This window comes from Megasphaera massiliensis (genome assembly GCF_036305205.1).
Lineage (GTDB): Bacteria > Bacillota > Negativicutes > Veillonellales > Megasphaeraceae > Megasphaera > Megasphaera massiliensis.
Genome location: NZ_JAXIXE010000035.1, coordinates 1 through 26,180 on the forward strand (window position 1 = coordinate 1; position 26,180 = coordinate 26,180).

41 protein-coding genes and 5 tRNA genes are annotated in these 26,180 nt (G+C 47.6%); all 46 read left to right on the forward strand.

The annotated features are described in order from the left end of the window. Nucleotides 1-327: 327 nt before the first annotated feature. A tRNA-Thr gene (locus UCI88_RS06505) sits at nucleotides 328-403 on the forward strand. Nucleotides 404-409: 6 nt separating this feature from the next. Beyond that, nucleotides 410-495: transfer RNA gene (locus UCI88_RS06510), tRNA-Tyr, on the forward strand. A 4-nt stretch (nucleotides 496-499) separates the two neighbouring features. Further along, a tRNA-Met gene (locus UCI88_RS06515) sits at nucleotides 500-575 on the forward strand. A 60-nt stretch (nucleotides 576-635) separates the two neighbouring features. Continuing rightward, nucleotides 636-711, forward strand: a tRNA-Thr gene (locus UCI88_RS06520). Between the two features lie 5 nt (nucleotides 712-716). Then, nucleotides 717-793, forward strand: a tRNA-Met gene (locus tag UCI88_RS06525). A 136-nt stretch (nucleotides 794-929) separates the two neighbouring features. Beyond that, on the forward strand, nucleotides 930-2,123 hold the full coding sequence (gene tuf, locus UCI88_RS06530) for an elongation factor Tu (protein ID WP_065360380.1): 1,194 nt from the start codon (nucleotides 930-932) through the stop codon (nucleotides 2,121-2,123). 303 nt (nucleotides 2,124-2,426) lie between these two features. After that, nucleotides 2,427-2,738: a 30S ribosomal protein S10 gene (gene rpsJ / locus UCI88_RS06535; RefSeq protein ID WP_014015734.1), complete on the forward strand. Its 312-nt coding sequence runs from the start codon at nucleotides 2,427-2,429 to the stop codon at nucleotides 2,736-2,738. A 14-nt stretch (nucleotides 2,739-2,752) separates the two neighbouring features. Continuing rightward, on the forward strand, nucleotides 2,753-3,391 hold the full coding sequence (gene rplC, locus UCI88_RS06540; RefSeq protein ID WP_044505175.1) for a 50S ribosomal protein L3: 639 nt from the start codon (nucleotides 2,753-2,755) through the stop codon (nucleotides 3,389-3,391). A gap of 31 nt (nucleotides 3,392-3,422) precedes the next feature. Then, a complete protein-coding gene (rplD, locus tag UCI88_RS06545) occupies nucleotides 3,423-4,046 on the forward strand; it encodes a 50S ribosomal protein L4 (protein ID WP_062411226.1) in 624 nt (207 codons plus the stop codon). Further along, nucleotides 4,046-4,330 carry a 50S ribosomal protein L23 gene (rplW, locus tag UCI88_RS06550; protein WP_044505173.1) on the forward strand — a complete coding sequence of 95 codons (285 nt, stop codon included), beginning with the start codon at nucleotides 4,046-4,048 and terminating at the stop codon, nucleotides 4,328-4,330. Before rplD ends, rplW begins: the two co-directional genes overlap by 1 nt. A 30-nt stretch (nucleotides 4,331-4,360) precedes the next feature. Continuing rightward, entirely contained in the window at nucleotides 4,361-5,188 is an 828-nt protein-coding gene (gene rplB / locus UCI88_RS06555; RefSeq protein ID WP_044505172.1) for a 50S ribosomal protein L2, read from the forward strand. Nucleotides 5,189-5,212: 24 nt separating this feature from the next. Beyond that, nucleotides 5,213-5,488, forward strand: coding sequence for a 30S ribosomal protein S19 (rpsS, locus tag UCI88_RS06560; protein WP_044505171.1), 276 nt, complete (start codon nucleotides 5,213-5,215; stop codon nucleotides 5,486-5,488). Between the two features lie 16 nt (nucleotides 5,489-5,504). Next, nucleotides 5,505-5,840, forward strand: coding sequence for a 50S ribosomal protein L22 (gene rplV / locus UCI88_RS06565; RefSeq protein ID WP_044505170.1), 336 nt, complete (start codon nucleotides 5,505-5,507; stop codon nucleotides 5,838-5,840). A 13-nt stretch (nucleotides 5,841-5,853) separates the two neighbouring features. Then, the gene (gene rpsC / locus UCI88_RS06570; protein WP_044505169.1) at nucleotides 5,854-6,522 is read left to right on the forward strand and encodes a 30S ribosomal protein S3; all 669 of its coding nucleotides are present in this window, start codon (nucleotides 5,854-5,856) and stop codon (nucleotides 6,520-6,522) included. Continuing rightward, nucleotides 6,522-6,947, forward strand: coding sequence for a 50S ribosomal protein L16 (rplP, locus tag UCI88_RS06575; RefSeq protein WP_044505168.1), 426 nt, complete (start codon nucleotides 6,522-6,524; stop codon nucleotides 6,945-6,947). Before rpsC ends, rplP begins: the two co-directional genes overlap by 1 nt. Nucleotide 6,948: 1 nt before the next feature. Further along, complete coding sequence (gene rpmC, locus UCI88_RS06580; RefSeq protein WP_014015743.1) at nucleotides 6,949-7,149, forward strand: 50S ribosomal protein L29; 201 nt, start codon at nucleotides 6,949-6,951, stop codon at nucleotides 7,147-7,149. Between the two features lie 42 nt (nucleotides 7,150-7,191). Further along, nucleotides 7,192-7,446, forward strand: coding sequence for a 30S ribosomal protein S17 (rpsQ, locus tag UCI88_RS06585; RefSeq protein WP_044505167.1), 255 nt, complete (start codon nucleotides 7,192-7,194; stop codon nucleotides 7,444-7,446). Nucleotides 7,447-7,471: 25 nt separating this feature from the next. Further along, nucleotides 7,472-7,843 (forward strand): 50S ribosomal protein L14, encoded by a 372-nt coding sequence (rplN, locus tag UCI88_RS06590; RefSeq protein WP_044505166.1) that lies wholly within the window; start codon nucleotides 7,472-7,474, stop codon nucleotides 7,841-7,843. A gap of 16 nt (nucleotides 7,844-7,859) precedes the next feature. After that, a complete protein-coding gene (gene rplX, locus UCI88_RS06595) occupies nucleotides 7,860-8,177 on the forward strand; it encodes a 50S ribosomal protein L24 (protein ID WP_044505165.1) in 318 nt (105 codons plus the stop codon). A 21-nt stretch (nucleotides 8,178-8,198) separates the two neighbouring features. Beyond that, nucleotides 8,199-8,738, forward strand: a complete 540-nt coding sequence (rplE, locus tag UCI88_RS06600) for a 50S ribosomal protein L5 (protein WP_044505164.1) — start codon at nucleotides 8,199-8,201, stop codon at nucleotides 8,736-8,738. Nucleotides 8,739-8,756: 18 nt separating this feature from the next. Beyond that, nucleotides 8,757-9,026, forward strand: a complete 270-nt coding sequence (gene rpsN, locus UCI88_RS06605) for a 30S ribosomal protein S14 (protein ID WP_044505163.1) — start codon at nucleotides 8,757-8,759, stop codon at nucleotides 9,024-9,026. 31 nt (nucleotides 9,027-9,057) lie between these two features. After that, nucleotides 9,058-9,450, forward strand: coding sequence for a 30S ribosomal protein S8 (rpsH, locus tag UCI88_RS06610; protein ID WP_044505162.1), 393 nt, complete (start codon nucleotides 9,058-9,060; stop codon nucleotides 9,448-9,450). Nucleotides 9,451-9,467: 17 nt separating this feature from the next. Then, nucleotides 9,468-10,010, forward strand: a complete 543-nt coding sequence (gene rplF, locus UCI88_RS06615) for a 50S ribosomal protein L6 (protein WP_044505161.1) — start codon at nucleotides 9,468-9,470, stop codon at nucleotides 10,008-10,010. A gap of 26 nt (nucleotides 10,011-10,036) precedes the next feature. Continuing rightward, complete coding sequence (rplR, locus tag UCI88_RS06620) at nucleotides 10,037-10,399, forward strand: 50S ribosomal protein L18 (protein ID WP_081651747.1); 363 nt, start codon at nucleotides 10,037-10,039, stop codon at nucleotides 10,397-10,399. Between the two features lie 18 nt (nucleotides 10,400-10,417). After that, a complete protein-coding gene (gene rpsE, locus UCI88_RS06625) occupies nucleotides 10,418-10,918 on the forward strand; it encodes a 30S ribosomal protein S5 (protein ID WP_044505159.1) in 501 nt (166 codons plus the stop codon). An 18-nt stretch (nucleotides 10,919-10,936) separates the two neighbouring features. After that, a complete protein-coding gene (gene rpmD / locus UCI88_RS06630) occupies nucleotides 10,937-11,116 on the forward strand; it encodes a 50S ribosomal protein L30 (RefSeq protein ID WP_014015753.1) in 180 nt (59 codons plus the stop codon). A gap of 21 nt (nucleotides 11,117-11,137) precedes the next feature. After that, on the forward strand, nucleotides 11,138-11,602 hold the full coding sequence (gene rplO / locus UCI88_RS06635) for a 50S ribosomal protein L15 (RefSeq protein WP_044505158.1): 465 nt from the start codon (nucleotides 11,138-11,140) through the stop codon (nucleotides 11,600-11,602). Nucleotides 11,603-11,614: 12 nt separating this feature from the next. Further along, nucleotides 11,615-12,877 carry a preprotein translocase subunit SecY gene (gene secY / locus UCI88_RS06640; RefSeq protein WP_044505157.1) on the forward strand — a complete coding sequence of 421 codons (1,263 nt, stop codon included), beginning with the start codon at nucleotides 11,615-11,617 and terminating at the stop codon, nucleotides 12,875-12,877. A 16-nt stretch (nucleotides 12,878-12,893) separates the two neighbouring features. Beyond that, the gene (locus UCI88_RS06645; protein WP_044505156.1) at nucleotides 12,894-13,544 is read left to right on the forward strand and encodes an adenylate kinase; all 651 of its coding nucleotides are present in this window, start codon (nucleotides 12,894-12,896) and stop codon (nucleotides 13,542-13,544) included. 2 nt (nucleotides 13,545-13,546) lie between these two features. Continuing rightward, nucleotides 13,547-14,299 (forward strand): type I methionyl aminopeptidase, encoded by a 753-nt coding sequence (gene map / locus UCI88_RS06650; protein WP_044505155.1) that lies wholly within the window; start codon nucleotides 13,547-13,549, stop codon nucleotides 14,297-14,299. After that, nucleotides 14,296-14,568, forward strand: a complete 273-nt coding sequence (locus UCI88_RS06655) for a KOW domain-containing RNA-binding protein (RefSeq protein WP_225070094.1) — start codon at nucleotides 14,296-14,298, stop codon at nucleotides 14,566-14,568. Before map ends, UCI88_RS06655 begins: the two co-directional genes overlap by 4 nt. 14 nt (nucleotides 14,569-14,582) lie before the next feature. Next, a complete protein-coding gene (gene infA / locus UCI88_RS06660) occupies nucleotides 14,583-14,801 on the forward strand; it encodes a translation initiation factor IF-1 (protein WP_044505153.1) in 219 nt (72 codons plus the stop codon). Nucleotides 14,802-14,824: 23 nt separating this feature from the next. Then, nucleotides 14,825-14,938 (forward strand): 50S ribosomal protein L36, encoded by a 114-nt coding sequence (rpmJ, locus tag UCI88_RS06665; RefSeq protein WP_007391661.1) that lies wholly within the window; start codon nucleotides 14,825-14,827, stop codon nucleotides 14,936-14,938. Between the two features lie 22 nt (nucleotides 14,939-14,960). Then, on the forward strand, nucleotides 14,961-15,329 hold the full coding sequence (rpsM, locus tag UCI88_RS06670) for a 30S ribosomal protein S13 (RefSeq protein ID WP_062411232.1): 369 nt from the start codon (nucleotides 14,961-14,963) through the stop codon (nucleotides 15,327-15,329). 28 nt (nucleotides 15,330-15,357) lie between these two features. Further along, nucleotides 15,358-15,747 carry a 30S ribosomal protein S11 gene (gene rpsK / locus UCI88_RS06675; RefSeq protein ID WP_044505151.1) on the forward strand — a complete coding sequence of 130 codons (390 nt, stop codon included), beginning with the start codon at nucleotides 15,358-15,360 and terminating at the stop codon, nucleotides 15,745-15,747. 49 nt (nucleotides 15,748-15,796) lie between these two features. Continuing rightward, nucleotides 15,797-16,777: a DNA-directed RNA polymerase subunit alpha gene (locus UCI88_RS06680; protein ID WP_044505150.1), complete on the forward strand. Its 981-nt coding sequence runs from the start codon at nucleotides 15,797-15,799 to the stop codon at nucleotides 16,775-16,777. A 17-nt stretch (nucleotides 16,778-16,794) separates the two neighbouring features. Continuing rightward, nucleotides 16,795-17,133: a 50S ribosomal protein L17 gene (gene rplQ / locus UCI88_RS06685; RefSeq protein ID WP_065360574.1), complete on the forward strand. Its 339-nt coding sequence runs from the start codon at nucleotides 16,795-16,797 to the stop codon at nucleotides 17,131-17,133. Between the two features lie 113 nt (nucleotides 17,134-17,246). After that, entirely contained in the window at nucleotides 17,247-17,669 is a 423-nt protein-coding gene (locus tag UCI88_RS06690) for a DUF3783 domain-containing protein (RefSeq protein ID WP_044505230.1), read from the forward strand. Between the two features lie 5 nt (nucleotides 17,670-17,674). Next, nucleotides 17,675-18,163 (forward strand): 8-oxo-dGTP diphosphatase, encoded by a 489-nt coding sequence (locus UCI88_RS06695; RefSeq protein WP_044505148.1) that lies wholly within the window; start codon nucleotides 17,675-17,677, stop codon nucleotides 18,161-18,163. A gap of 27 nt (nucleotides 18,164-18,190) precedes the next feature. Next, nucleotides 18,191-18,946 (forward strand): HD domain-containing protein, encoded by a 756-nt coding sequence (locus UCI88_RS06700; protein WP_044505147.1) that lies wholly within the window; start codon nucleotides 18,191-18,193, stop codon nucleotides 18,944-18,946. A gap of 57 nt (nucleotides 18,947-19,003) precedes the next feature. Further along, nucleotides 19,004-19,933, forward strand: coding sequence for an NAD-dependent epimerase/dehydratase family protein (locus tag UCI88_RS06705; RefSeq protein WP_256179799.1), 930 nt, complete (start codon nucleotides 19,004-19,006; stop codon nucleotides 19,931-19,933). 80 nt (nucleotides 19,934-20,013) lie between these two features. Continuing rightward, nucleotides 20,014-20,727, forward strand: coding sequence for an orotidine-5'-phosphate decarboxylase (gene pyrF, locus UCI88_RS06710; RefSeq protein ID WP_256179798.1), 714 nt, complete (start codon nucleotides 20,014-20,016; stop codon nucleotides 20,725-20,727). A gap of 6 nt (nucleotides 20,728-20,733) precedes the next feature. Continuing rightward, nucleotides 20,734-21,321 carry an orotate phosphoribosyltransferase gene (pyrE, locus tag UCI88_RS06715; protein WP_044505144.1) on the forward strand — a complete coding sequence of 196 codons (588 nt, stop codon included), beginning with the start codon at nucleotides 20,734-20,736 and terminating at the stop codon, nucleotides 21,319-21,321. Nucleotides 21,322-21,345: 24 nt separating this feature from the next. Further along, nucleotides 21,346-22,281, forward strand: coding sequence for a type II secretion system F family protein (locus UCI88_RS06720; protein ID WP_256179797.1), 936 nt, complete (start codon nucleotides 21,346-21,348; stop codon nucleotides 22,279-22,281). Nucleotides 22,282-22,682: 401 nt separating this feature from the next. After that, on the forward strand, nucleotides 22,683-25,091 hold the full coding sequence (locus tag UCI88_RS06725) for an AAA family ATPase (protein ID WP_302357184.1): 2,409 nt from the start codon (nucleotides 22,683-22,685) through the stop codon (nucleotides 25,089-25,091). Next, nucleotides 25,088-26,158 (forward strand): 5-methylcytosine-specific restriction endonuclease system specificity protein McrC, encoded by a 1,071-nt coding sequence (gene mcrC / locus UCI88_RS06730; RefSeq protein ID WP_044505142.1) that lies wholly within the window; start codon nucleotides 25,088-25,090, stop codon nucleotides 26,156-26,158. The genes UCI88_RS06725 and mcrC overlap by 4 nt, the downstream gene beginning before the upstream one ends. Nucleotides 26,159-26,180: the final 22 nt, after the last annotated feature.

The window sequence follows — 26,180 nt, forward strand, 5'->3', positions numbered from 1 at the left end:
TTTAAAAGAGCGTTTAGATATGGTAGAATGGACATGAGACATGGCGGAGACCTCCTAATGGTGTTTTGTGGTGAATCTATCATAACAGAGATCTCCGTTTATGTCTTTTTTTATATGTCCGAATTCATTATACAATCAACCGGGAAAGAAAAAGATAAAAAAATACTTGCATTATTCCAGACGGTGTAGTATACTAATTAAGTCAGCGGTTCTTCCGAGAAGTCGGAAACACTTTTGATTTCGAAGAAAAAGGACAAGAAACTGATGAAAGTTCTTGACAGAACATCAAGTCTTAGTTATAATAGACTATGTTCTATGGAACGATAAGCCAACGTAGCTCAATTGGTAGAGCAACTGACTTGTAATCAGTAGGTTGTAGGTTCAAGTCCTATCGTTGGCTCCAAAAAATGGTGGGGTTCCCGAGTGGCTAAAGGGAGCAGACTGTAAATCTGCCGGCGTTCGCCTTCGAAGGTTCGAATCCTTCCCCCACCACCAATGTCGCGGGGTGGAGCAGTTGGTAGCTCGTCGGGCTCATAACCCGAAGGTCGTAGGTTCAAGTCCTGCCCCCGCTACCAAATTTTTTTTACTAGTCTTAGTAAGAAACAACTTCATACAAGGCTTTGACCTGTATACAAGCTGTTGTAGCTCAGTCGGTAGAGCGTATCCTTGGTAAGGATAAGGTCACCGGTTCAATCCCGGTCAATAGCTCCACACATGGCGGCTTAGCTCAGTTGGCTAGAGCATGCGGTTCATACCCGCAGTGTCCAGAGTTCGAATCTCCGAGCCGCCACCACACTGATAACCTCGTATATACGGGGTTATTTCTATATGCAGACATATTTTTTGCTTAATTTATTGTTTTTTTTAGCAAAGAATATGGATATGTGATAAAATGCAAGTGATAGATGTTTTTTAAAGGAGGAATTATCATGGCAAAAGAACATTTTGAAAGAACGAAACCGCATGTCAACATCGGCACGATTGGTCACGTCGACCACGGCAAAACGACATTAACGGCAGCTATCACCAAAGTTTTGGCTGAAAAAGGCTACGCTAAATTCGAAGACTATGCCGACATCGACAAAGCTCCGGAAGAACGTGAACGCGGTATTACCATCAACACTGCACACGTTGAATATGAAACGGACAAACGTCACTATGCACACGTTGACTGCCCGGGCCATGCCGACTATGTTAAAAACATGATCACCGGTGCTGCTCAGATGGACGGTGCTATCCTCGTCGTATCCGCTGCTGACGGCCCGATGCCTCAGACTCGTGAACACATCCTCTTGGCTCGCCAGGTCGGTGTACCGGCTATCGTTGTATACCTCAACAAAGCTGACCAGGTTGATGATCCGGAACTGTTGGAACTCGTTGAAATGGAAGTCCGCGATCTCCTCAGCTCCTATGATTTCCCCGGCGACGATGTACCTATCATCGTTGGCTCTGCTCTTAAAGCCCTCGAAGGCGACGAAAGTGAAATCGGCAAACCGTCTATCCTCAAATTGATGGATGCCGTTGACGAATATATCCCGACCCCGCAGCGTCCGACGGACCAGCCGTTCTTGATGCCGGTCGAAGACGTCTTCACCATCACCGGCCGCGGCACTGTTGCTACGGGCCGTGTTGAACGTGGCGAATTGAAAGTCGGCGATAACGTTGAAATCGTAGGCCTTGCTGATAAACCGAAAGATACGGTTGTTACGGGCGTTGAAATGTTCCGTAAGATCCTCGACAGCGCAGAAGCCGGCGACAACATCGGTGCTCTGCTCCGTGGCGTTGACCGTAAAGAAATCGAACGCGGTCAGGTTCTCGCAAAACCGGGCACGATTCATCCGCATACGAAATTCAAAGCACAGGTCTATGTCTTGACGAAAGACGAAGGCGGCCGTCATACGCCGTTCTTCAATGGCTATCGTCCGCAGTTCTACTTCCGTACAACGGACGTAACGGGCGTCATCCAGCTTCCGGAAGGCACTGAAATGTGCATGCCTGGCGATAACGTCAAAATGGACGTCGAATTGATCACTCCGATTGCTATCGAAGCTGGTCTCCGCTTCGCTATTCGTGAAGGCGGCCGTACCGTTGGTGCCGGCGTTGTTTCCGAAATCGAAGGCTAAAATACACCTGCAGCAGATTGCTTCTGCTGTTATAAGGACGAACTGTTACTATGTAGCAGTTCGTCTTTTTCTTTAGCATGATAGAGAGACATGTAATGTATGTTAAATCGGTCAGAAAAAATTTGAAATGACTTGAAAAATCCTTGCGTCATGCCGCTTTTTGTAGTAAACTAGGTAGGTACGCGACAACAGGGAAATACTCTCTAAACGCGCTAAACTATGATATAAGATGTTGCCCGCACCGCGGGGAAACTCTTATGGAGCAGTCTATTCAACGAAATAGACGTTAGGAGGAATTAAGTAATGGCAAAACAGGAAAGAATTCGTATTCGCCTTAAAGCTTACGATCACAAAACGCTTGATCAGAGCGCGGCGAAAATCGTCGACACGGCGAAACGTACCGGTGCAATGGTATCCGGACCGATTCCGCTTCCGACAGAAAAGAACATCTTCACGATTCTTCGTTCTCCCCATGTTAACAAAGACTCTCGTGAACAGTTCGAACTCCGTACGCACAAACGCTTGATCGATATCCTCGAAGCATCGAACAAAACCGTTGATGCCTTGACCCGTCTCGATCTGCCGGCTGGCGTAGATATCGAAATCAAATTATAGGAGGAGGTGCGATTATGTCTAAAGCTATTTTGGGTAAAAAATTAGGTATGACTCAGGTCTTCACCGAAGAAGGCGCAGTCGTCCCTGTAACCGTCGTCGAAGCTTCCCCGAACGTAGTTGTACGCGTCAAGACCGTTGATACGGACGGATACAACTCCATTCAGCTCGGCTATGGTGAAATCAAAGAAAAACATCTGACGAAACCCGTTAAGGGTCAATTCGACAAAGCAGGCGTTGCTCCTGTTAAGTATCTTCGCGAATTCCGTTTGACAGATACGCCGGAATATACGGCAGGCCAAACTCTGGCAGCTGATATTTTCGCAAGCGGCGATCTCGTCGACGTAATTGGCACCAGCAAAGGTAAAGGGTTTGCAGGTACTATCAAACGTCACGGTTTCCACCGCGGACCGATGGGTCACGGCTCTAAATCTCATCGTGAACCCGGTTCTCTCGGACCTATGACCAGTGGTGGCGGCGGTAAAGTCGTCAAGGGTAAAAAACTTCCTGGACAAATGGGTGGCAACCAGGCAACCGTTCTTCATCTTTCGATCGTTAAAGTCGATATGGATAAGAACCTCATCTTGGTTAAAGGCGGCATCCCGGGCGCTAAAGGCAGCTTGGTTATGATTCGCGATACCGTAAAACCCCGCTAATAGTTGTCTACAGGAAGGAGGATAAAATATAATGCCAAAAGTAAGCACGTATAATATTGCCGGTGCACAGACCGGTGAAATCGAATTGAACGATAGCGTATTTGGCGTTGAAGTGAACGAAGCCGTTATGCGTCAGGCCGTTCTCCGTCAGCTCGCCAACCAGCGCTTAGGCACACATTCCACTAAAACTCGCGGCCTCGTTCGCGGCGGTGGCAGAAAGCCTTGGAAACAGAAAGGAACCGGCCGGGCCCGTGTAGGTAGTAACCGCAGCCCGTTGTGGGTTGGTGGCGGCACCATTTGGGGTCCCCATCCGCGCTCTTACGAACAGAAAATGCCTCGTAAAGCTCGCCGTCTGGCTGTTAAATCCGCTTTGAGCGATAAAGTCAATACTAATGAATTGTTCGTCCTCGACGAAATCAATCTCGCAGCTCCGAAAACGAAAGAAGTTGTTACGCTCATCAATAACTTCAAATTCGCCGGTGAAAAAGTTCTTTTCATCACCGACAACGATGAAGTTGTAGAACGCTGCGCACGCAACATCAAAGGCGTTAAAGCCATTTCTACGACTGGCGTAAACATCTTTGATCTGCTCCACTACACGAAATTGTTCGTTACGAAGAGCGCTGTCGCTAAGATTGAGGAGGTGCTCGCATAATGAACATGCATGATCTCTTGTTAAAACCGGTCATCACCGAAAAAACGACGATGATGATGTCTGATGGCAAATATACATTTAAAGTACCGCTCCATGCTAACAAAGTTGAAATTCGTAAAGCTGTTGAAGCCATTTTCGGCGTCAAAGTTAAAAGCGTAGCAACACTTCGCACGATGGGTAAATTCAAGCGCATGGGCAAATACATCGGCAAGCGCCCGGATTACAAAAAAGCCATCGTAACCCTTCAGGAAGGCGAAACCATCGAATTCTTCGAAGGAGCTTAAGCATTTAACGAATAAGGAGGAGGCACTACAATGGCCATTAAATCATTTAAACCGTACTCCGCTAGCCGCCGTTTCATGACTGTTTCGACATTCGAAGACATTACGGCGTCTAAACCGGAAAAATCCTTATTGGTCAAAGTAACCAATAAGGGCGGTCGTAATAACAGCGGCCGTATGACTGTCCGTCATCAGGGCGGCGGTCACAAACGCCGTTACCGTTTGATCGACTTCAAACGTATTAAAGACAACATCCCGGCAAAAGTTGCGACGATCGAATACGATCCGAACCGCTCTGCCAATATCGCCCTTCTGTTCTATGCAGATGGCGAAAAGAAATACATCATCGCTCCGAACGGCCTTAAAGTTGGCGACGTCGTTTACAGCGGTCCCGAATCGGATATCAAGGTTGGCAATGCTTTGCCGCTCCAGAACATCCCCCTCGGTACCCTCGTACACAACGTTGAAATGAAAATCGGCAAGGGCGGCCAGATGGTTCGTTCCGCCGGTGAATCGGCACAGCTCATGGCTAAAGAAGGCAACTATGCACTTCTTCGTCTGCCGTCGGGCGAACTTCGTCAGGTACACATCCGCTGCCGCGCTACCATCGGTGTCGTAAGCAATACGGATTATGAAAACATCACGATCGGTAAAGCCGGCCGTTCCCGCTGGTTGGGCGTTCGCCCGGGCAACCGTGGTGTCGTCATGAACCCGTGCGATCATCCTCATGGCGGTGGTGAAGGTAAGGCTCCTGTTGGTCGTAAACGCCCGGTTACTCCTTGGGGTAAACCTGCTTATGGCGTCAAGACTCGCGACTCTAAAAAAGCTTCCAATAAGTTTATTGTGAAGAGACGTAAATAAGTGTTGAGGAAAGGAGATAACTAAGTGTCCAGATCCATTAAAAAGGGCCCATTCGTAGCACATCATCTCTTGAAGAAAATCGACGCTATGAACGAAGCCAACGAAAAGAAAGTCATCAAAACCTGGTCCCGTGCATCGATGATCCTGCCGAACTTCGTCGGCCACACGATTGCTGTTCACGACGGCCGGAAACATGTACCTGTCTATATCACGGAAGATATGGTAGGTCATAAATTGGGCGAATTTGCACCGACTCGTACATTCAAGGGTCATGCTAAAGCCGAAAAAGTAACCAGATAAGAAGGGGGTAACATAAATGGCAGTAAAAGCTGTTACGAAACACATTCGCATTGCTCCCCGTAAAATTCGGATTGTTGCTGACTTGGTTCGGGGTAAAAACGTCGGCGAAGCTATCTCTATCTTGAAATTCACTCCGAAAGTGGGTTCTCGTGTAGTTGAAAAGACTTTGCGCAGTGCCGTTGCTAATGCGGAACACAATAACGATATGGACGTTGCAAAATTGTTCATTTCTGAAATTTTTGTTGACCAGGATTCCACGATGAAACGTATTCATCCGCGCAGCCGTGGACAGGCTTTCAAAATTCTCAAGCATTCCAGTCATTTGACGGTTGTTGTTGACGAAAAAGCATAAGGAGGGAAATGTAGTGGGTCAGAAAGTTAATGCCCATGGATTCCGCGTCGGCGTTTCCAAACCATGGGACGCAAAATGGTATGCAGAAAAAGATTACGCTGCACTCTTAAATGAAGACGTTAAGATCCGTGAATTCTTAAAGAAACAGTTATACATTGCAGGTGTTTCCCGCATTGAAATCGAACGCTCTGCAAAACGTATCAAATTGGTTATCCATACTGCTAAACCGGGCATGGTCATCGGCCGTGGCGGCGCAGGTATTGAAGATATTAAAAAAGCGTTGAAAGCCTTCACGACGAAGACTGTCGACGTAAACATTGCTGAAATCAAACAGGCCGAAATGGATGCAACCTTGGTTGCTGAAAACGTTGCCAGCCAGCTCGAACGCCGTATCGGCTTCCGCCGCGCTATGAAACAGTGCGTTGGCCGCACGATGCGTATGGGCGCTAAGGGTATCAAAATCATGTGCTCCGGCCGTCTTGGCGGTGCTGAAATCGCTCGCAGCGAAAGCCTCCGCGATGGTTCTATTCCCTTGCACACGCTCCGCGCTGACATCGACTATGGCTTTGCTGAAGCTCATACGACGTATGGCTGCATCGGCATTAAATGCTGGATTTACAAAGGTGAAATCCTCCCGGAAGCTAAAAAAGCTCCGAAAAAGCACGAAGGGAGTGAAGCGTAATGTTAATTCCAAAACGTGTCAAATATCGTAAACAGTTCCGTGGCCGTATGAAAGGCCAGGCACATCGTGGTAATAAAGTCGCTCATGGTGAATATGGTCTCGTCGCTCTCGAACCGTCGTGGATTACGAACCGTCAGATCGAAGCTGCCCGTATCGCTATGACACGTTACATCAAACGTGGCGGTAAAGTTTGGATCAAGATTTTCCCGGACAAACCGGTTACGGCAAAACCGGCTGGTACTCGTATGGGTTCCGGTAAAGGTGCTCCGGAATACTGGGTTGCTGTTGCAAAACCGGGCCGCGTACTCTTTGAAATGGGTGGCGTAAGCGCAGAAGTTGCTCGTGAAGCAATGCGTCTCGCTGGCCATAAGCTGCCGATTAAAACGAAGTTTGTTGTTAAAGGTCAGGAATTAGGTGGTGAATAAAATGAAGGTTAAAGAAATCCGTGCGCTGAGCGCTGCCGAAATGGATGAAAAAGTGGTTAGCCTGAAAGAAGAATTGTTTAACCTCCGTTTTCAACATGCGACCGGCCAATTAGAAAATCCAATGCGTATCCGCGAAGTTAAGAAGACAATCGCTCGCATCAAAACGGTACAGCGTGAAGCAGAACTGAAAGCGCAGGCGTAAGAACGTCCATAATTGGAATCTAAAAGGAGGTCACAAGCACAGATGGAAAGAAATGAACGTAAAATTCGCGTAGGTAAAGTAGTCAGCGATAAAATGGACAAAACAATTGTCGTTGCTGTAGAATATAAGACACAGCATAAGCTGTATAAAAAGCCGATCATCTCGACGGTTAAATTTAAAGCCCACGATGAAAACAACGAATGCCACATTGGCGACGTCGTTCGTATTGAAGAAACCCGTCCGCTGTCCAAACAGAAACACTGGAGAGTCGTGACGATCGTAGAAAAAGCTAAATAAGCTTCATTAATTAGGAGGTTAAGCCATGATTCAGCAAGAAACTATGTTGAATGTTGCCGACAATACTGGTGCCAAGAAAATTTTGTGCATCCAGGTCATGGGTGGCTCGTATCGTAAATATGGCAACATTGGTGATATCATTACAGCATCTGTTAAAGATGCATCACCCGGTGGCGTTGTCAAGAAGGGCGATGTAGTCAAAGCTGTTATCGTCCGTTCTAAAAAGGGTTTGCGCCGTGCTGACGGTTCCTATATCCGTTTCGACGAAAACGCCGCTGTCGTAATCAACAACAATGATAAAAGTCCGAAAGGTACTCGTATTTTTGGGCCCGTTGCCAGAGAACTGCGTGAAAAAGATTTCATGAAGATTATCTCCTTGGCTCCGGAAGTATTATAAGGAGGGGGTGTTCTCAATGGGTAAAATGCACGTTAAAACAGGCGATACGGTCATTGTCATTGCCGGTAAAGAAAAAGGCAAAAAAGGCAAGGTCATCGCAACGTATCCGAAAAAAGACCGCGTCGTAGTTGAAGGCCTTAACCAGGTTAAGCGCCACACGAAACCGAGTCAGAACAATCCTCAAGGCGGCATTATCACCAAGGAAGCTGCTATCCATGTTTCCAACGTAATGCTCGTAGATCCTGAAAGCGGCAAACCGACTCGTGTCAAAATGGTCCAGCAGGCCGACGGCACTAAAGTTCGTACAGCCGTAAAGAGCGGTAAAGCTATCTAATAAGAAGGGAGGCCCTTGAGAGTGTCCAGATTAAAAGACAAATACCTTTCCGAAGTTGTGAAAGGTTTACAGGAAAAATACAGTTATAAAAATGTAATGCAGATTCCGAAGGTTACCAAAGTTGTTATCAACATGGCCGTTGGCGAAGCTGTTACCAACTCCAAAGCCTTGGATGCTGCTGTTAGCGATATGACCATCATTTCCGGTCAGAAACCGATCATCACGAAAGCTAAGAAATCTATCGCAGCTTTCAAAATCCGTGAAGGCATGAACCTCGGCTGCAAAGTTACGCTTCGCGGCGAACGCATGTATGAGTTCCTCGATAAATTGATGAACTTGACGCTTCCCCGTGTCCGTGACTTCCATGGTGTCAGTGCAACCGGCTTCGACGGCCGCGGCAACTACACCCTCGGCCTGAAGGAACAGCTTATCTTCCCGGAAATCGAATATGATAAGGTTGATAAAGCTCGCGGCATGGATATCACCATCGTTACGACGGCTGCGACCGACGAAGAAGGTCGCGACATGTTGAAACTGATGGGCATGCCTTTTGAAAAGTAATAGAGGAGGATAACATACATGGCAAAGAAATCGATGCTTGAACGTGAAAAGAAACGTGAAAAAATGGTTGCCAAATACGCTAAGCTTCGTGCTGAACTCAAAGCAAAAGGCGACTATGAAGCACTTTCTCAGCTGCCGGCTAACGCATCTCCGGTTCGTCTGCACAACCGCTGCAAAATAACCGGCCGTCCTCACGGTTATATGCGTAAATTTGGCATCTGCCGCATCACATTCCGTGAACTGGCTTATAAAGGTCAGATCCCTGGCGTTAAAAAAGCCAGCTGGTAACACGTATTCCATGGAGGGAGGTTTTTAGATTATGGCAATGACCGATCCGATTGCGGATATGCTCACAAGAATCCGTAATGCTAACTCGGCATATCACGAAAAAGTAGAAATCCCTGCTTCGAAGATTAAAGCAGCAATGCTCGACATCCTCAAAGAAGAAGGTTTCGTCAAAAACTACGAATCCGTAAACGAAGGCAAAACGCTGAAAGTTACGTTGAAATATGGTTCTAATAAAGAAAAAGTAATTACCGGCATCAAGAGAATTTCCAAACCGGGCCTGCGCGTATACGCTGGCAAAGAAGAACTCCCGCGCGTTCTCGGTGGTTTGGGGATCGCTGTAATTTCTACGTCTCAAGGTGTTATGAGCGACAAACAGGCTCGTAAACTCGGCTTGGGCGGCGAAGTTCTCGCTTACGTCTGGTAAATTTTGGAGGTGTCAATATGTCCCGAGTAGGTAGAATGCCTATTGATATTCCGGCAGGCGTAAATGTAAACCTCGATGGCCACGTAATTACCGTAAAAGGCCCGAAAGGCGAACTCACACGTACGCTTCACCAGGATATGAAAGTCACAATTAATGACAACGTTATCACTGTAGAACGTCCGTCTGACGATAAAAATCACCGTGCACTGCACGGCCTCACCCGCGCACTCGTAGCCAACATGGTTAAAGGTGTTTCGGAAGGCTTCAAAAAGGAATTGGAAATCGTCGGTGTTGGTTACAGAGCACAGATGAAAGGTAAGAAACTTGCCTTGACTCTTGGTTTCTCCCATCCCCTCGAACTCGACGCCCCGGCCGGTGTTACCATCGAATGCCCGAGTGCTACGCAGATCCACATTTCCGGTGCAGACAACGAAGTTGTCGGTGAATTCGCTGCTAAAGTTCGCGGCTACCGTCTCCCTGAACCGTATAAGGGCAAAGGTATCCGTTATGTTGGCGAACATGTCCGTCGTAAAGCCGGTAAAGCTGGTACTAAGAAATAAGATTTAATTAGAAAGGAGTGAATTCCTTGAATAAGAGTAAAAACACAATCCGTTTGAAACGGCATTGGCGTTTACGCAAGAACATCAACGGCACGGCAGAACGTCCGCGTCTCAACGTTTTCCGCAGCCTTAACAATATTTATGCCCAGGTCATCGACGACGTAAACGGCGTAACCTTGGTTGCAGCAAGCTCTTTGGACAAAGAACTGAAAGATCAGAACGTCACCGGCGGCAACGCTGAAGGCGCAAAATTGGTAGGTGCTTTGGTTGCTAAACGAGCTGTTGAAAAAGGTATTACGACTGTCGTTTTCGACCGTGGCGGTTACATCTATCACGGCCGTGTTGCAGCTCTCGCTGAAGCAGCTCGTGAAGCTGGCTTGAAATTCTAATCAAGGAGGAAATAACACATGGCAAAAGTTGACCATGCAGGTCTCGAATTACAGGAAAATGTAGTATTCATCAACCGTGTTGCTAAGGTAGTTAAAGGCGGCCGTCGTTTTTCCTTCAGTGCCCTCGTTGTTGTCGGTGACGGCAATGGCCGTGTTGGCGCAGGTTTAGGTAAAGCCGGTGAAGTTCCTGAAGCAATCCGTAAAGGCGTCGAAGACGCTAAGAAACATATGATTTCCGTTCCGTTGAAAAACGGTTCCATTCCCCATAAAGTTACGGGTATTTTCGGCGCAGGCCAGGTATTCCTGAAACCGGCTGCTGAAGGTACTGGCGTCATTGCCGGCGGCCCGGTTCGTGCCGTATTGGAACTGGCTGGCGTCCGCAACATCCTCACCAAATCGATCGGTTCTTCCAACCCGAACAACATGGTTCAGGCTACGCTCGAAGGTTTGAGCAGCTTGAAGGATGTCAATAAAGTTGCTGAACTCCGTGGCAAAACTGTAGAAGAAATTTACGGTTAATAAGGAGGATATAACAAGATGGCTCAGGTTAAAGTTACACTCGTAAAGAGTTTGGCTGGCCGTCCTGGCGATCAGCGCGCAACCATCGTTGCCCTCGGTCTCCACAAGACGAACTCCAGCGTAGTAAAAGAAGTAACCCCCCAGATCAAAGGGATGCTTCATAAAGTAGAACACTTGGTAAAAGTAGAAGAAATTTAATATAGAAGGAGGTGCGCTGAATTGAAACTTCATGAAATGAGTATTGTTCCTGGTTCCAAGAAAAAACGTAACCGCGTCGGCCGTGGTATCGGTTCCGGTAACGGCAAAACGGCCGGTAAAGGTATGAAAGGTCAGCTTTCTCGTAGCGGTGGCGGTAAGCGCCCGGGCTTCGAAGGTGGCCAGATGCCGCTGTATCGTTTGCTCCCGAAACGTGGTTTCACCAACATTTGGGGTAAAGAATATGCAGAAGTTAATGTTTCTGTACTCAACCGCTTTGAAGACGGCACGACTGTCGATCCCGTTGCTTTAGTCGAAGCTGGCATCGTTAAGAATGTCCGCGACGGCATCCGCATCCTCGGCAATGGCGAACTCGAAAAGAAACTGACCGTCGTAGCCAATGGTTTCACGAAATCTGCTAAAGAAAAGATTGAAGCTGCAGGTGGTAAGGTTGTAGTACCGGGAGAAGAACCGGTAGCAGAACAGTAGGGGTGATTTGCGATGTTAGAGAACATCCAAAACGTACTTAACGTTCCGGAATTCCGGAAACGGGCGGTCTTCACTCTTATTATGTTCGTCGTTTTCAGACTGGGTGTACACATCCCCGTACCGGGTGTCGACTCGTCGGTCATTGAAAACCTCTTCAGCAGCGGCAACTTGTTCGGATTACTCGACTTGTTTGCCGGTGGGGCACTGAGTAAGTTCTCCATCCTGGCCATGAGCATCACGCCGTACATCAACGCGTCGATTATCATGCAGCTGCTGACCGCCGTCGTTCCAACGTTTGAACAATGGGCCAAGGATAATCAAGAAGGCCGCGATAAGATCCAAAAGGTCACGCGGTACGGTACGGTTGTCCTGGCATTGATTCAGGCCTTTGCCATGAGCTATGCACTGAAAGTCAACGGTGCGCTCATCGTCGACAGCTGGGCTATGGTCGTCATGGTATCACTGATTCTTACGGCAGGGACTTGTTTCCTCATGTGGCTCGGTGACCAGATCACAGCCGGCGGCATCGGCAACGGCATTTCGCTGATCATCTTCGCCGGTATCGTAGCGCGTTTCCCCCAAGGCGTCATGACGATTTATCAGTATATTCAGGCCGGTTCGATTAATATCTTCCAGGCCTTACTTTTTGTCGTTATCGCTTTGTTCATGATCATTGTGGTCATCGAAGTTACGCAGGGACAGCGGCGCGTTGCGGTACAATATGCAAAACGCATTGTCGGTCGTAAGATGTATGGCGGCCACTCGACACACATTCCGCTGAAAGTCAACCAGGCCGGCGTTATCCCCATCATCTTTGCATCGTCTGTACTGATGTTCCCGATTACGATCGCACAGTTCGTACAGAATGACACAGTCCAATGGATTGCCAGCTACTTTGCATGGGGCACCGTTACCAATACGGTCATGTACGCCGTTCTGATTATGTTCTTCACATATTTCTACACGGCTATTTCGCTGAACATCCCTCAGCTTACGGAAAATATGCAGAAGTATGGCGGCTTCATTCCGGGCATCCGTCCGGGTCAGCCGACTGCCCTGTATATCGATCGCATCATGACGAGAATTACCCTCGCCGGTGCCTTCTTCTTAGCATTCATCGCCATCCTGCCGAACTTTATCGGTTGGATTACTGGCATTGAAGGGGTTTACTTCGGCGGTACAGCCATCCTCATCGTCGTCGGTGTTGCCATCGATACGATGAAGCAGGCAGAATCCTTAGTTTTGAATAGACAATATCAAGGATTTATGAAATAATAAGGGGGTAGTTTGAGTGTATATTCTTTTAATGGGCCCTCCGGGCGCCGGTAAAGGTACCCAGGCTGAACGATTGATTGATAAATATGGTATTCCCCAGATTTCGACAGGCGATATGTTCCGGGCAGCTGTAAAAGAACAGACTCCGCTCGGTCTTGAAGCCAAAAAGTATATGGACAACGGCCAGCTCGTACCCGATGCTGTTACCGTAGGAATTGTCAAGGAACGTCTTTCTAAAGACGACTGCAAAAAAGGCTTTATCCTCGACGGCTTCCCGCGTACGACCAGCCAGGCTGTATCCCTCGATGCCATCCTTCGGGATCTCGGCATCAAACTCGATGGCGTCATCAACATCGCCGTTCCCGATGAAGAACTCATCAAGCGGACGACGGGCCGTCAGATCTGCCGCTCTTGCGGTACGACATACCATGTCACATTCAAACCGTCCAAGGTAAAGAACGTTTGCGATAAATGCGGCGGTGAATTATACCAGCGCGACGACGATAAAGTTGAAACCGTCAAAAAGCGTCTGAGTGTATACGCTGCACAGACGAAACCGCTCATTGACTACTATAAAAATTCCAATCTCTATATTGAAATTGATGGAGAACAGAATATGGATGATGTATACAAAGACATCATCGCTAGTCTTGAAAAGAGTAAATAAGCATGATCATCTTAAAATCAAAACGGGAAATTGAATATATTCGCGACGCTGGCCGTATTACGGCCAATGCCTTAGCTCTCATGAAGAAGCTGGCAAAGCCCGGCATTACGACGGGTGAGCTCGACCAGCGCTGTGAAGACTATATCCGCAGTTGCGGCGCTTTTCCGAGCTGTAAAGGCTATTATGGATTCCCGGCAACTATTTGCGCCAGCGTAAATGAAGAAGTCGTCCATGGGATTCCTGGCCATCGCAAGCTTAAAGATGGCGATATAATCAGCGTTGATTTAGTTGTAAATAAAAATGGCTACCATGGCGATTCGACGGTAACGATTCCTGTCGGCCACGTGAACCCGGCAACCCTCAAATTACTGAAGGTTACTGAAGAATGCCTTTATAAGGGCATTGAACAGGCTGTAGCCGGCAATCACCTTGGCGATATCGGTCATGCCGTCCAAGCCTACGCTGAATCCTTTGGGTACAGCGTCGTCCGAGATTACGTCGGACACGGCATTGGCACGGATATGCACGAAGATCCGGAAGTACCGAATTACGGTATGCCCGGTCACGGCGAATTGTTGGAACCGGGCATGGTCCTGGCTCTGGAACCGATGATCAATATGGGTACGGAAAAGGTCCGCCAGTTGAAAAACGGCTGGACCGTCGTCACACAAGACGGCAAACCGGCAGCCCACTTCGAACATACAGTAGCGATTACGGAAAACGGCCCTGAAATTCTGACCTTACCGGATGAATGATGGAACGAACTCCGATGATACCTGTCTGCACGGTCGTAGAATGCCTGGCAGGCAAGGATAAAGGCTGCTTGTATGTTGTTGTCGGCAGTTTGGCTTATCCCTACGTATGGATTGCTGACGGTAGAAAGTACAACCTGGATAAGCCGAAGAAAAAGAACTGCCGGCATCTCCGGATATTGGGAACGAGCGTATCTGAAGGAAGCGCTGGTCCCGTGAGAATCAGCAATGAATGGATACGGTCCGTCTTAAACCGGGCTATGAAGAATTGACCAGGGAGGTTACTATGTCGAAGGTAGATGTCATTGAAGTAGAAGGCGTCGTCGTTGAAGCCTTACCAAACGCCATGTTCAAAGTCAAACTTGAAAATGAACACATCGTGTTGGCTCATGTCTCCGGTAAAATGCGTATGAATTTCATTCGTATCCTTCCGGGCGACCGGGTCACACTTGAATTGACACCGTATGATCTGAATCGCGGTCGCATTACATACCGCTTTAAGTAAGAGTATTACGCAGGAGGTTAATAATGAAGGTAAAACCGTCAGTAAAGAAGATTTGCGAAAAATGCAAAATCATTAAACGTAAAGGCCGTGTCATGGTCATTTGCGAAAATCCGAAACATAAACAGAAACAGGGTTAATAAGCAGGAGGTGAATGAATAGATGGCACGTATAGCCGGTGTGGATTTACCACGTGATAAACGAGTTGAAATTGGTTTGACTTACATTTTAGGTATTGGTCTTTCTTCTTCCCAGCAGATTCTGGCGAAGACTGGCGTAAACCCGGATACCCGCGTTCGCGATTTGACGGAAGACGAAGTACAGAAAATTCGTGAAGTCATCGGTTCTGATTATAAAGTTGAAGGCGATCTTCGCCGCGACACAGCACTCAACATCAAACGCCTGATCGAAGTTAATTCGTATCGCGGCAAACGTCATCGCGCAGGTCTTCCCGTTCGCGGTCAGCGCACCAAGACCAATGCACGTACGCGTAAAGGTCCGAGAAAAGCTGTAGCAGGTAAGAAGAAATAAGATTCTTTAAGTAAGGAGGGAAACGATTTTGGCTAAGAATGTCAGAAGCAATAAAAGAAAAGAAAAGAAACATGTAGAATCGGGTGCAGCTCATATTCGTTCTACATTCAACAATACAATCGTTACGATTAGTGATACAAAAGGCAATGCACTGTCTTGGGCAAGTGCCGGCGGCCTCGGTTTCCGCGGTTCCCGTAAGAGCACTCCGTTTGCTGCACAGATGGCTGCTGAACAGGCTGCAAAAGCAGCTATGGAACATGGCCTTCGTCAGGTAGAAGTCTTCGTAAAAGGTCCGGGCTCGGGTCGTGAAGCTGCTATCCGCGCATTGCAGGCAGCTGGTCTCGAAGTAAACTCCATCAAAGACGTAACGCCTATTCCGCATAACGGTTGCCGTCCGCCTAAACGGAGACGCGTATAATCGATGATTAACCAAGGTGTTTTGATTCTGAAATAGGAGGATTTTCCTGATGAGCGAAGATAACAAATTTAAAGTTAAAACCGTCGAAGTCAACGACGGCGGTACCTATGGAAAATTCGTATGCGAACCTCTGGATCGGGGTTACGGAATCACATTGGGTAATAGTTTGCGGCGTGTCCTCCTGGCATCACTGGATGGCGTAGCAATCACTTCGATTAAAATCGATGGTGTTCTTCATGAATTTTCGACTATTCCCGGTGTTCGGGAAGACGTTTCGGAAATCATCCTTAACCTCAAGCAGGTTCGGATTAAATTCCTGGATGATGATGTAGATGAAGTTGACATCACTATCGATATCTCTGGTGAATGTGAATTCACTGCAAACGATCTTAACGTAAACTCAGACATTGAAATTTTAAACCCGGATCTCCATATCGCAACCCTCGATACGGAAGCTGACATCCACATGCAGTGCCATATCGAACGCGGTAAGGGCTATGTTCCGTCCACGCAGAACAAGAAAGAAACGGATATGATCGGCGTTATTCCCATCGATTCCATCTTCTCTCCCATTGTGCGCACGAACTACAGCGTTGGCAATATCCGGGTAGGCAACGAAATGGACTATGATTCGTTGACCCTTGAAGTAACGACAGATGGCAGCATCACGACTGAAAATGCCGTTGCTAAGGCTGCATCGATTATGATCAGCTACTTAAACTACTTCCAGAACATCGCTACCGATGCAAAGGTAAACGATGAAAAAGCTATCTTCACTGACGACGATGGCGAACCCGTGGAAGAATCGACCGAACCCGATAAGGGCAAAATCAAGATTGAAATTCTTGACCTGTCTGTCCGCGCTTCGAATTGCCTGAAACGTGCAAATATTTACACCATTGGCGATCTCACCGAACGGACGGAAGATGACTTGTCGAAGATTCGCAATCTCGGCAAGAAATCTGTCGATGAAATTATTGAAAAGTTAGAAATGCACAACTACTACTTAAAATCGAGTAATGAAGAATAGTTCGAGGAGGATGAACAATGGCTTATAGAAAGTTGGGACGAGACAGCTCCGCACGTAAAGCATTGCTGCGCAGCATTGTCACCTCTTTATTCCAGCATGAACGCATTGAAACGACGGAAGCAAAGGCAAAAGAACTTCGCAAAGTCGCTGATAAGATGCTTACCCTCGCAAAACGCGGTGATCTCCACGCTCGCCGTCAGGTTTTGGCATACATGATGGATGAAGATGTTGTCAAAAAACTGTTTGACGAAATTGCACCGAAATACACCGACCGTCAGGGCGGTTATACTCGCATCATTAAGACTGGCGTTCGTCAGGGCGATGCTGCTCCGATGGTAATCATCGAGTTAGTATAAACGTATGAATGAGAAGGAGCTGTCCTGAGACAGCTCCTTTTTGTATATGCTCATCCGGAGGTTCCGGAAAGGGCGCCATTTTCTGGAAAAGGAGTGATACTATGCCGTATCGTATGATGTTAGCCGTAAATTTCACCCCGGAAAGACTGGAACAAGTTAAACTGTTGGCCTTGCTTACGAAATCGAAAATCAAGGCCGTAACGGATGAAGAAAAGGGAGAAACCGTCGGCAAAGTGCTGGGGCTGACCGATGAAGAAATCGCCGAAATCTCTGCGATGAGACAGGACACGGAAGAAGCGAGAGTTCATGAAAAGATGAATGAAGATGAAAACCTGCCGCCGGTTACGAAAGAAGCCCTCATTCTCTGTGGTTTCGACAATAAAGTCGTCAATCTCCTCTTGGACAGCATTCGCCGAGGCCGTTTGAAAAACGTACCTTTAAAAGCCATGCTGACACCCAATAACATTTCTTGGACCATTGAAACGATTTTGCAGGAGCTTTCGAAAGAGCACGAATATTTCCATAAAAAGAGGTAAGGACTATGCGTCCAACGACACTTTGCTTTCCCGTTCGATCGGACGGGAAAGTTTTGTTAGGCCGAAAGAAACGCGGCTTTGGCGTCCGTAAGTGGAACGGTTTCGGCGGTAAAATAGAAGGCGGAGAAACTTTTTTGCAGTGCGCTGTAAGAGAACTTCGGGAAGAAACGGGTTTAATGGCCGATGAAGGAGATTTTGAATTGGTCGGCTTCCTGGACTTCCATTTTAGTGCTGCACCTGAACTGGATCATATCGGCTACGTCTACATCCTGCGCCACTGGCAGGGGGCAGTCTGTGAAAGCGAAGAAATGGAGCCCCGCTGGTTTGCACCTCATGACTTTCCGTACGACGAGATGTGGAAGGGCGACCGGACCTGGGTTCCCATGGTACTAAAAGAAGACTGTGTGAAGGGCATCATTACCTTTGCTCCCGATGGAGAAACCGTTCAGGATATGGAACTTCAGCCCTTTTATCCGCAGCGGCTCGAAGATTAGTTTTTGGCTGAAAGGCGGCAGACCGGAATGAATCGTGATTTCGTGATTTCACAATTTAAAAGCTATGTGGCAAATTTTGACGCTGTCGATGAGGGAATTTCGCTGAAATTCGCCCATTCTTTGCGGGTCAGCGCTTGGTGTGAAAGACTGGCAAGGGCCTTACACCTTTCGCAGGATGACGTGGATTTAGCTTGGATTATCGGTGTCCTTCATGATATCGGGCGGTTTGAACAACTGCGGGAGTACCATACGTTCATCGATTATCAGTCTATGGATCATGCGAAATATGGGGCACGGTATCTATTTCAGGATGGTCATATCCGTGATTTTTGGCAGGATGACAGTCAAGATGCTGTCATGGAAGCCGCTATTTCTCAGCATAATGTGTATCGACTGGCCGATGACTTATCTCCGCGGCAGCGACTGTTTTGTCAGCTCATCCGCGATGCCGACAAGCTTGATATCTTTAAAGTCTGTGCCGATGGCCTGCGTAAAGGTCAGAATGTGTGGCGTGTCGATGACAGCGACGTTGAAAACCAGCCTATTTCAGAGGCAGTCATGAAAGAAGCCCGGCAGAAAAAACTCGTTCCGACCCAGGTGAAAAAGACTTTTATGGATTTTTATGTCGGTACCCTTTGTTTTTATTTTGACCTCGTCTATGATGAGAGCCGGAAACTGGCCAGGGAGCAGGGGTATTTCGCAGAGCTTCTCCGTTTTCATTCACAAAATCCGGACAGTGAGGCGAAATTGAATGAAATACGCTTCCTCATCCAAGGCGACTGAATTTTTCCGGCATCTCGATGTCGGATCCTATCAATACGTAATGGAGGGCCTATCAACGTGGAAATTTTGATTACTGGCGGTGCCGGGTTTATTGGATCGCATATCTTGGAAGCTTTACAGGGGCGGCCGGATATAAAAGTCGTCGTTTTCGACAATTTATCCGGCGGGTCCCGCGAACATGTACCGGCCGGGATGGAGCTGATTGAAGGGGATGTCTGCGATCAGGAAGGGCTGGATACCGTATTCAGAAATCATTCCTTTGCGGCTGTCATCCATTTGGCGGCCCAGACGATGGTTCCGTTCTCTGTATCGCAGCCGATTGTCGATTGCCGGATTAATTTAGAAGGCGTCCTTCAGGTCTTGGAAGGATGCCGAAAATACAAGGTCCCACACATTCTTTTTTCATCGAGTGCTGCCGTTTATGGGGATAATTTAAATATTCCTCTGGATGAAGGAGAGCGCTTGGTGCCGACGTCGCCTTACGGTGTTACCAAGATGACGACGGAACACTACTTGAGAGTATATCATGAGCTGTATGGGTTGGACGCTACGGTGTTTCGCTTTGCCAATGTCTATGGTGAACGGCAGGGGGAAAAAGGCGAAGGCGGTGTCGTCAGCATTTTCTGTAAACTCTTGTCGGAAAATCAAGGGATTACCGTCTATGGTGACGGCAATCAGACGCGGGATTTTGTCTATGCCGGTGATATTGCCCAAGCTATTATCCGGTCCCTGCCTCTTACGGGCTATCATACGATAAACGTCTCGACCGGAACTGAAACCAGCATCAACGAACTGATCGAAAGCTTTGAAAAAGCCGTGGGTCATGCCGTTCCTGTTGACTATAAGGAAGCCCGTACCGGCGATATCCTGCGGTCGGTCTTAAGTAATAAGGCTTTGGAATCGCTCCTTTCCTTTGTGCCTCCGACGGATCTTGCCGAAGGGATTCGCCGCACCTACGAGTGGTACTGCCGTGCCGCTGCTAAGTGAGGGGCATCGCCTTGACAGGTATGGTAAAACATGACACAATTAATTAGATATGCCTATATAAGTGTACAGGAGGAGAGCTCATGGCAGATGATAGAATCATTGTGGCTTTGGATGTCCATTCACTGGAAGACCTGAAGAAGCTCGTAGAAACACTGGGCGACCGTGTTTCTTTTTATAAAGTCGGCATGGAACTGTTTTACAGTGCCGGACCCGATGCGGTGCGGTACTTAAAGGATCAGGGAAAACACGTTTTCCTCGATTTGAAAGTACACGACATTCCCAATACTGTCGGTCAGAGTATTCGTGCCTTGACCCGCCTTGGCGCAGATTTCATGACCCTTCACGGGACCGGCGGCCGGGCTATGATGGAAGCGGCAGCCGAAGCCGTCCATGATGAAGCGGAAAAATTAGGCATCGAACGGCCGCGTTTGCTGGCCGTTACGGTATTGACCAGCATCGATGAAGACGCTTGGAAAGAGATCGGCGGTCGAGACTGCATTGCTGATTCGGTAAAGAATTTAGCGAAAATTGCCAAAGAAGCCGGTATCGATGGTACCGTATCGTCGCCGTATGAAGCCAAGGAAATCCGTTCGATGAACGGGCTGGACTTCCTCATCGTCACGCCGGGCATTCGGCCGACTTTTGCCGTTGCCAATGACCAAAAGCGCTTCACGACGCCGTCTCAGGCACTGCGCGACGGAGCTTCCCATTTAGTTATCGGCAGGCCGATTACCAAAGCGGACGATCCGAAAGAGGCAGCCGCAAAGATTTTAGCAGAAATTCAGGGGGTATAACTTATTATGTTGACAGAAGAAGAAGTAAGACAGTTATTAGTCGAAACCAAGGCCGTATTGGAAGGTCATTTTCTCTTGACATCGGGACTGCACAGCCCGCTCTATGTCGAAAAATTCAATGTCCTTCAGCATCCGGAATATACGGAAAAGCTTTGCAAGGAACTGGCTGAACGCTTTAAGGATCAGAATGTACAGACCGTTATGGGACCCATGACCGGCGGTATCCTCTTGGCGCATGAAGTCGGCAAAGCCCTGGGTACGCGGGCTATCTTTACGGAACGTGAAAAAGGCGTCATGACTTTGCGCCGCGGGTTCCATATCGAACCGGGTGAACGGGTCCTTATCGTCGAAGATATCGTAACCACCGGCGGATCGGTCCAAGAAGTCGTCGATGTCGTTAAAAAAGCCGGCGGCGTCATCGTCGGTGTCGGCCTCCTCGTCGACCGCAGCGGCGGCAAGGCTGAATTCGGCGTGCCGAAAGACAAGGTACAGGCCCTGCTGCACTTGACGGTTCCGACGTACAAGCCGGAAGAATGCCCTCTGTGCAAACAGAGTATCCCCATGACAGAACGGGGAAGCCATCATTTAAAATAATCTGGGTCAGGAGTTGTTTTATCCATGGAAATGTTATCGGCCATCGCCCCGTTTTTTGTGGCCGGTTTGATGGGGACCATATTTGCCCGGTTTACGGGAATGAATATGAGCATGTGTGTCCTCCTCCTGTTTTTGTATATGGGAGCCAAACCGGTCGAAGCTATCTCGGCTATGTTGATGTTTAATGTCTTTACGTATTTTACCGTCTATTCGCAGCTTCACGTCATGCGGATCAAAAGCTTTGCCTTTTTCCCCGGCGTGCGGCTGGCCATTCCGATCTTAATTACCGTCGGCGTGGCAGCACTGAATCCCTTTGTCGGTATCGCTTTCTTTATCCTCGTGTTCCTGCTGGAAATCTTTGCCAAGATTTACCGGGAAATGAATCCCAAGTCACGGCCTTCGAAGTGGCAGATCGTCCAGATGGTCATTCCTGCCGGTATCTTAGTGACGATAGGCGCGGCTGCAGTTCAGTTCATTCCGGAAAATTATTACTATATCGTCGGCGGCGTTGCCATTTTGCTGTATGCTGCCATCATGTGGCGCATGGGCGATCGGCGTAAGGGTACGGCTTGGTGGGACAAATGGCTCTACCTGTCGGCTTTGCTTACCGGCCTCAGCGGCATCGATGGGACGGATTGGATTACGGCTATGCGCCGCAATCCTGAATCGGTCCTGTCTAAATGCTTCCCCATCGTCATCAATGGGGCCATGTTGATTGCCCTGGTGGCCTCTTACGCCATGTACCGTTATTTTTCAATCGGTGCCTTATTTGCCACCATCGGTACGGCTGTCGGTATTCGCTTGTTCGGTCTATATGAACATTCCGGTAAGGGCAGTTTCTCGTACCTCACCTTGGGAGTCGCCGTCTTGACAGCCTTAGTGTTCATGATCGTCCAGCCTGTTCCTACGGGGTTCCCCCTCGTGCCTATGGCTGATGAAACAGGTTTCTTTAGCTTTTAAATGAGTGAGGATGCATCGTCTTGATGGGTTCTCCTTGCATTAGGTATGAGCCATCCGGAAATATCATAATAATGTGCCATCCCCTTACGTTAGATTTAAAGATATAACGTAAGGGGATATTTTTTAGAAAAGTGTAGTTAGAAGCTAGAGAGCTGTTGTCATAAATATTTACAAGGGAGACAGGATATGGGACCTTAGCGAACGAATATAATAAAGATAGAGAGCATAAGGCGATTTTATGAATCCGGCAGCAATCGTGGCGGCCAAGGAGGCGTTCGGTTCTGTCGAATCGAAACCGGGGAAGATCATCTTTTACAAGTGAGTGTGGAGATGAACTTTTGATTACCGTATGTTACTTGGAAAATATATAATACTTTGCAAGGTCTGAGGAGGTACGCTTGATGTTCGATAAATCTAAGTTAGCGGACGTTCTGGTTCGATACAAGAAAGATTTCTTGCCTAAGCGCTGGGAAAGGGAAAAATACAAATGGGAAGCAGTTAAATGTTTTCAAGACAACTGGGATGCAGCGGCGGTTGATTTTGCCGCCATGCTGGAAAAATCCCTGGCCAAGACCGATAATCTGCTTACTTCTAGGAATAACTTTCCCAAAGGTATGATTACCGGATTTGCCAAGAATGCTCCCGAGGAAGTCCGCGCCATGTATAGGGACCTCTTTGATGAGCGTAAGGACGTCTATGATCGCATTGCTGCCTTTAAGAAGCAGTCTTCTGTTCTTCTCGATACATACGGCAACGGAGCTAAACAGCACTATCAAAATGAAAACGCCATAACAACCTATCTTTGGCTGCGGTATCCGGATACATACTATATTTATAAGCTCAGCGAGGTAAAAAAAGTAGCTGATGTCTTAAACGGTGATTATCGGTTTAAGAAGGGAGCCTATAGGGATAACCTTCAACATTTTTACAAACTCTATGATGAAATCTGTGCGGAACTGAAGCAAGATACGGAGCTGGTGGAGCTCTTTCGAAATCATCTTACCGATGACTGCTATCCGGATCCGGAGTTGAAAACACTGACCTTCGATGTCGGCTTCTATATCAGTCGGGACTATTCCAAAGACGATAGGAATGAACCTGATGGATGGTGGCCTAAAGCCTCGGAGTATGATCCGGGATTGACGGAAGAGGAATGGGTGATGCTCTTGCAGGATAAGGAGGTCTTTAACGAAAGTTGCCTCCAAATTATGAAACGGCTCAAAGATTCTGGCGGAGAAGCTACATGCACCGAGCTTTCTAGTAAATATGGAGAATCAAAGAATTTCTATAATACGAATTCATCTGCCTTGGCAAGGCGAGTTGCGGAAAAGACCGGTTGTCCCCTGCCGCCGGATCGCAATTCCAGAGACTCCAAATGGTGGCCTGTTCTGTATGTCGGAAAATACGCATCCAAGAAGGATGGAGGCGGTTTTATATGGAAACTTCGGGAACCCCTTTCTAAGGCACTTGATCACATTGATTTGAGCGGCGTCGATCTCTTCGCAGCGTCTGATGATGAAATGGCTGAACCTTCCTACTGGTGGATGAAGGCCAATCCAAAAATCTGGAGTTTTTCTGACCTCTCAGTCGGCGAAGTGGAGGCCTATACACTATATAACGAAAACGGCCATAAGCGAAGAATATTCCAGAATTTTATCGATGCCAAGGCCGGTGATCTCGTCATCGGATACGAAGCGAATCCGGTAAAGCAGATTGTTGCCCTTGTCCGGGTTAAAGCAGAAAATGATGGAAAGAAGATATTTTTTGAAAAGACCGAAGGCTTGTCATCTCCTATCGACTACCAGATACTCAAGGCCAGTCCGGAATTAAAGGAGATGGAATTTTTCCGGAATCCGAATGGCAGCTTTTTTAGGTTAACCAAGGATGAGTATGAATTCATCATGGATATGATTCGCGATGAGAACCCGCTGCATCCGGACGTGGCACCGACTCGGTATACAAAGGATGATTTTCTGTCGGAAGTCTATTTGACCGAGGAGGACTATGATCGTCTGACAGAAGTGCTGCTTAATAAGAAAAATGTCATCCTGCAGGGGGCGCCCGGCGTCGGAAAGACATTCTGTGCCAAGAGGTTGGCGTATTCTCTGATGGGGGAAAAGAACGAAAGTCAAATTGAATTCATTCAGTTCCATCAGAGTTATTCCTATGAAGATTTCATGATGGGGTACAAGCCGAATGAATCGGGCGGTTTTACGTTGAAAACCGGTGTATTTTACCGGTTCTGTCAGAAGGCTGCCAATCAACGGGATAAAAAATTCTTCTTTATCATTGATGAGATCAACCGCGGCAATCTGAGTCAAATTTTTGGGGAGCTGTTGATGCTGATTGAAAAAGACTACCGTGGTAAGACGGCGACCTTGGCCTACAATGGCATGCCTTTTTCCGTTCCGGAGAACCTTTATATCATCGGCATGATGAATACGGCTGACCGAAGCCTAGCCATGATTGATTATGCCTTGCGGCGGCGGTTCAGCTTCTTTGAACTCGAACCGGGTTTTGAGTCCAAGGGGTTCAGCGACTATAAAGCTGCGATGGATAACGAAACCTTTGATGAACTCATTTCCAAGGTCATCGAACTCAATGAATCGATCCGGCGAGATAAATCCCTCGGAAAAGGATTCTGTATCGGACACAGCTATTTTTGCGGCAAGACGAAAGATACTTGTACCGATAACTGGATGCAGGCTGTTGTAGATTATGACATTCTGCCTATGATTTCGGAATACTGGTTTGACGAGGACAGCAAGATACAGCACTGGGATAATATCCTCCATGGAGTGTTTCAATGACAAAGGATAGAAGCATATTCATAAAAAACATCTATTATATGTTGTCCTACGCCTTCACCATACTAAAACAATCTACCTACGAGACTATCGAGAAAGAGCCTTTTGATAATATCCATAACCTCTTTGCGGCGATTCTGGCTAAAGGAATCGGACGGCAGCTCAAGCAAGGCCTTTATCGAGAGTATACCCATCGCGTGGAAAATCGGCACGTCGTTCGTGGGAAAATTAATATGCCCGGGACGATGAGAAACCGCTTGCAGCACCGCCTGGTTGTTACCTGTGACTATGGAGAACTTTCCGAGGACAATCGGCTCAATCAGATTCTAAAATCGACGGTCATCCTGCTGTTGAAACAGAAGGATGTACAGGACAAGTACAAGGCAGAACTCAAGAAGGAAATGCTGTTTTTTTCGAATGTAGCCGAGATTGATCTAAAACAGGTCCGCTTTTCGGATATTCGCTTTCAGCGCAACAACCGCACATATCAGATGCTGCTTGCCATTTCCCAACTTCTGACAGAAGGTTCACTTCTGACAACAGAACCGGGCGAGTACCGTCTGATGGGATTTTTGGATGGGCAGCGGATGAGCCGGTTGTATGAAAAATTCATTCTCGAATATTATGCACAGGAATTTGGACAGCGGATAAAAGGGTTCTCGGCCCGGGCGTCGCAGATACCTTGGCAGCTCGACGACGGCTTTGATGCCCGGCTTCCGATCATGCAGACAGATATTACGTTGACGTACGGAGGTCAGACCCTCATTATCGATGCCAAATATTACGAGCGGATATGGCAGTCACGTTTTGATGTAGAGACCCTTCATTCTGGGAATCTGTACCAGATTTTTACGTATGTGAAGAACAAAGACGCAGCAGTTGCCGGAACGGGACATCAAGTTTCCGGAATGCTGCTTTATGCAAAGACCGAGGAAGATATTGTGCCGGACAATGTCTATCATATGAGTGGGAATCAGATTTCTGTAAAAACACTGGACTTGAATCAGGAATTTCCGAAGATTGCAGAACAGCTGGACCGTATTGTAAGCGACCATTTCGGGATATGGTAAATTCCTTTGCAATTTATGGGAC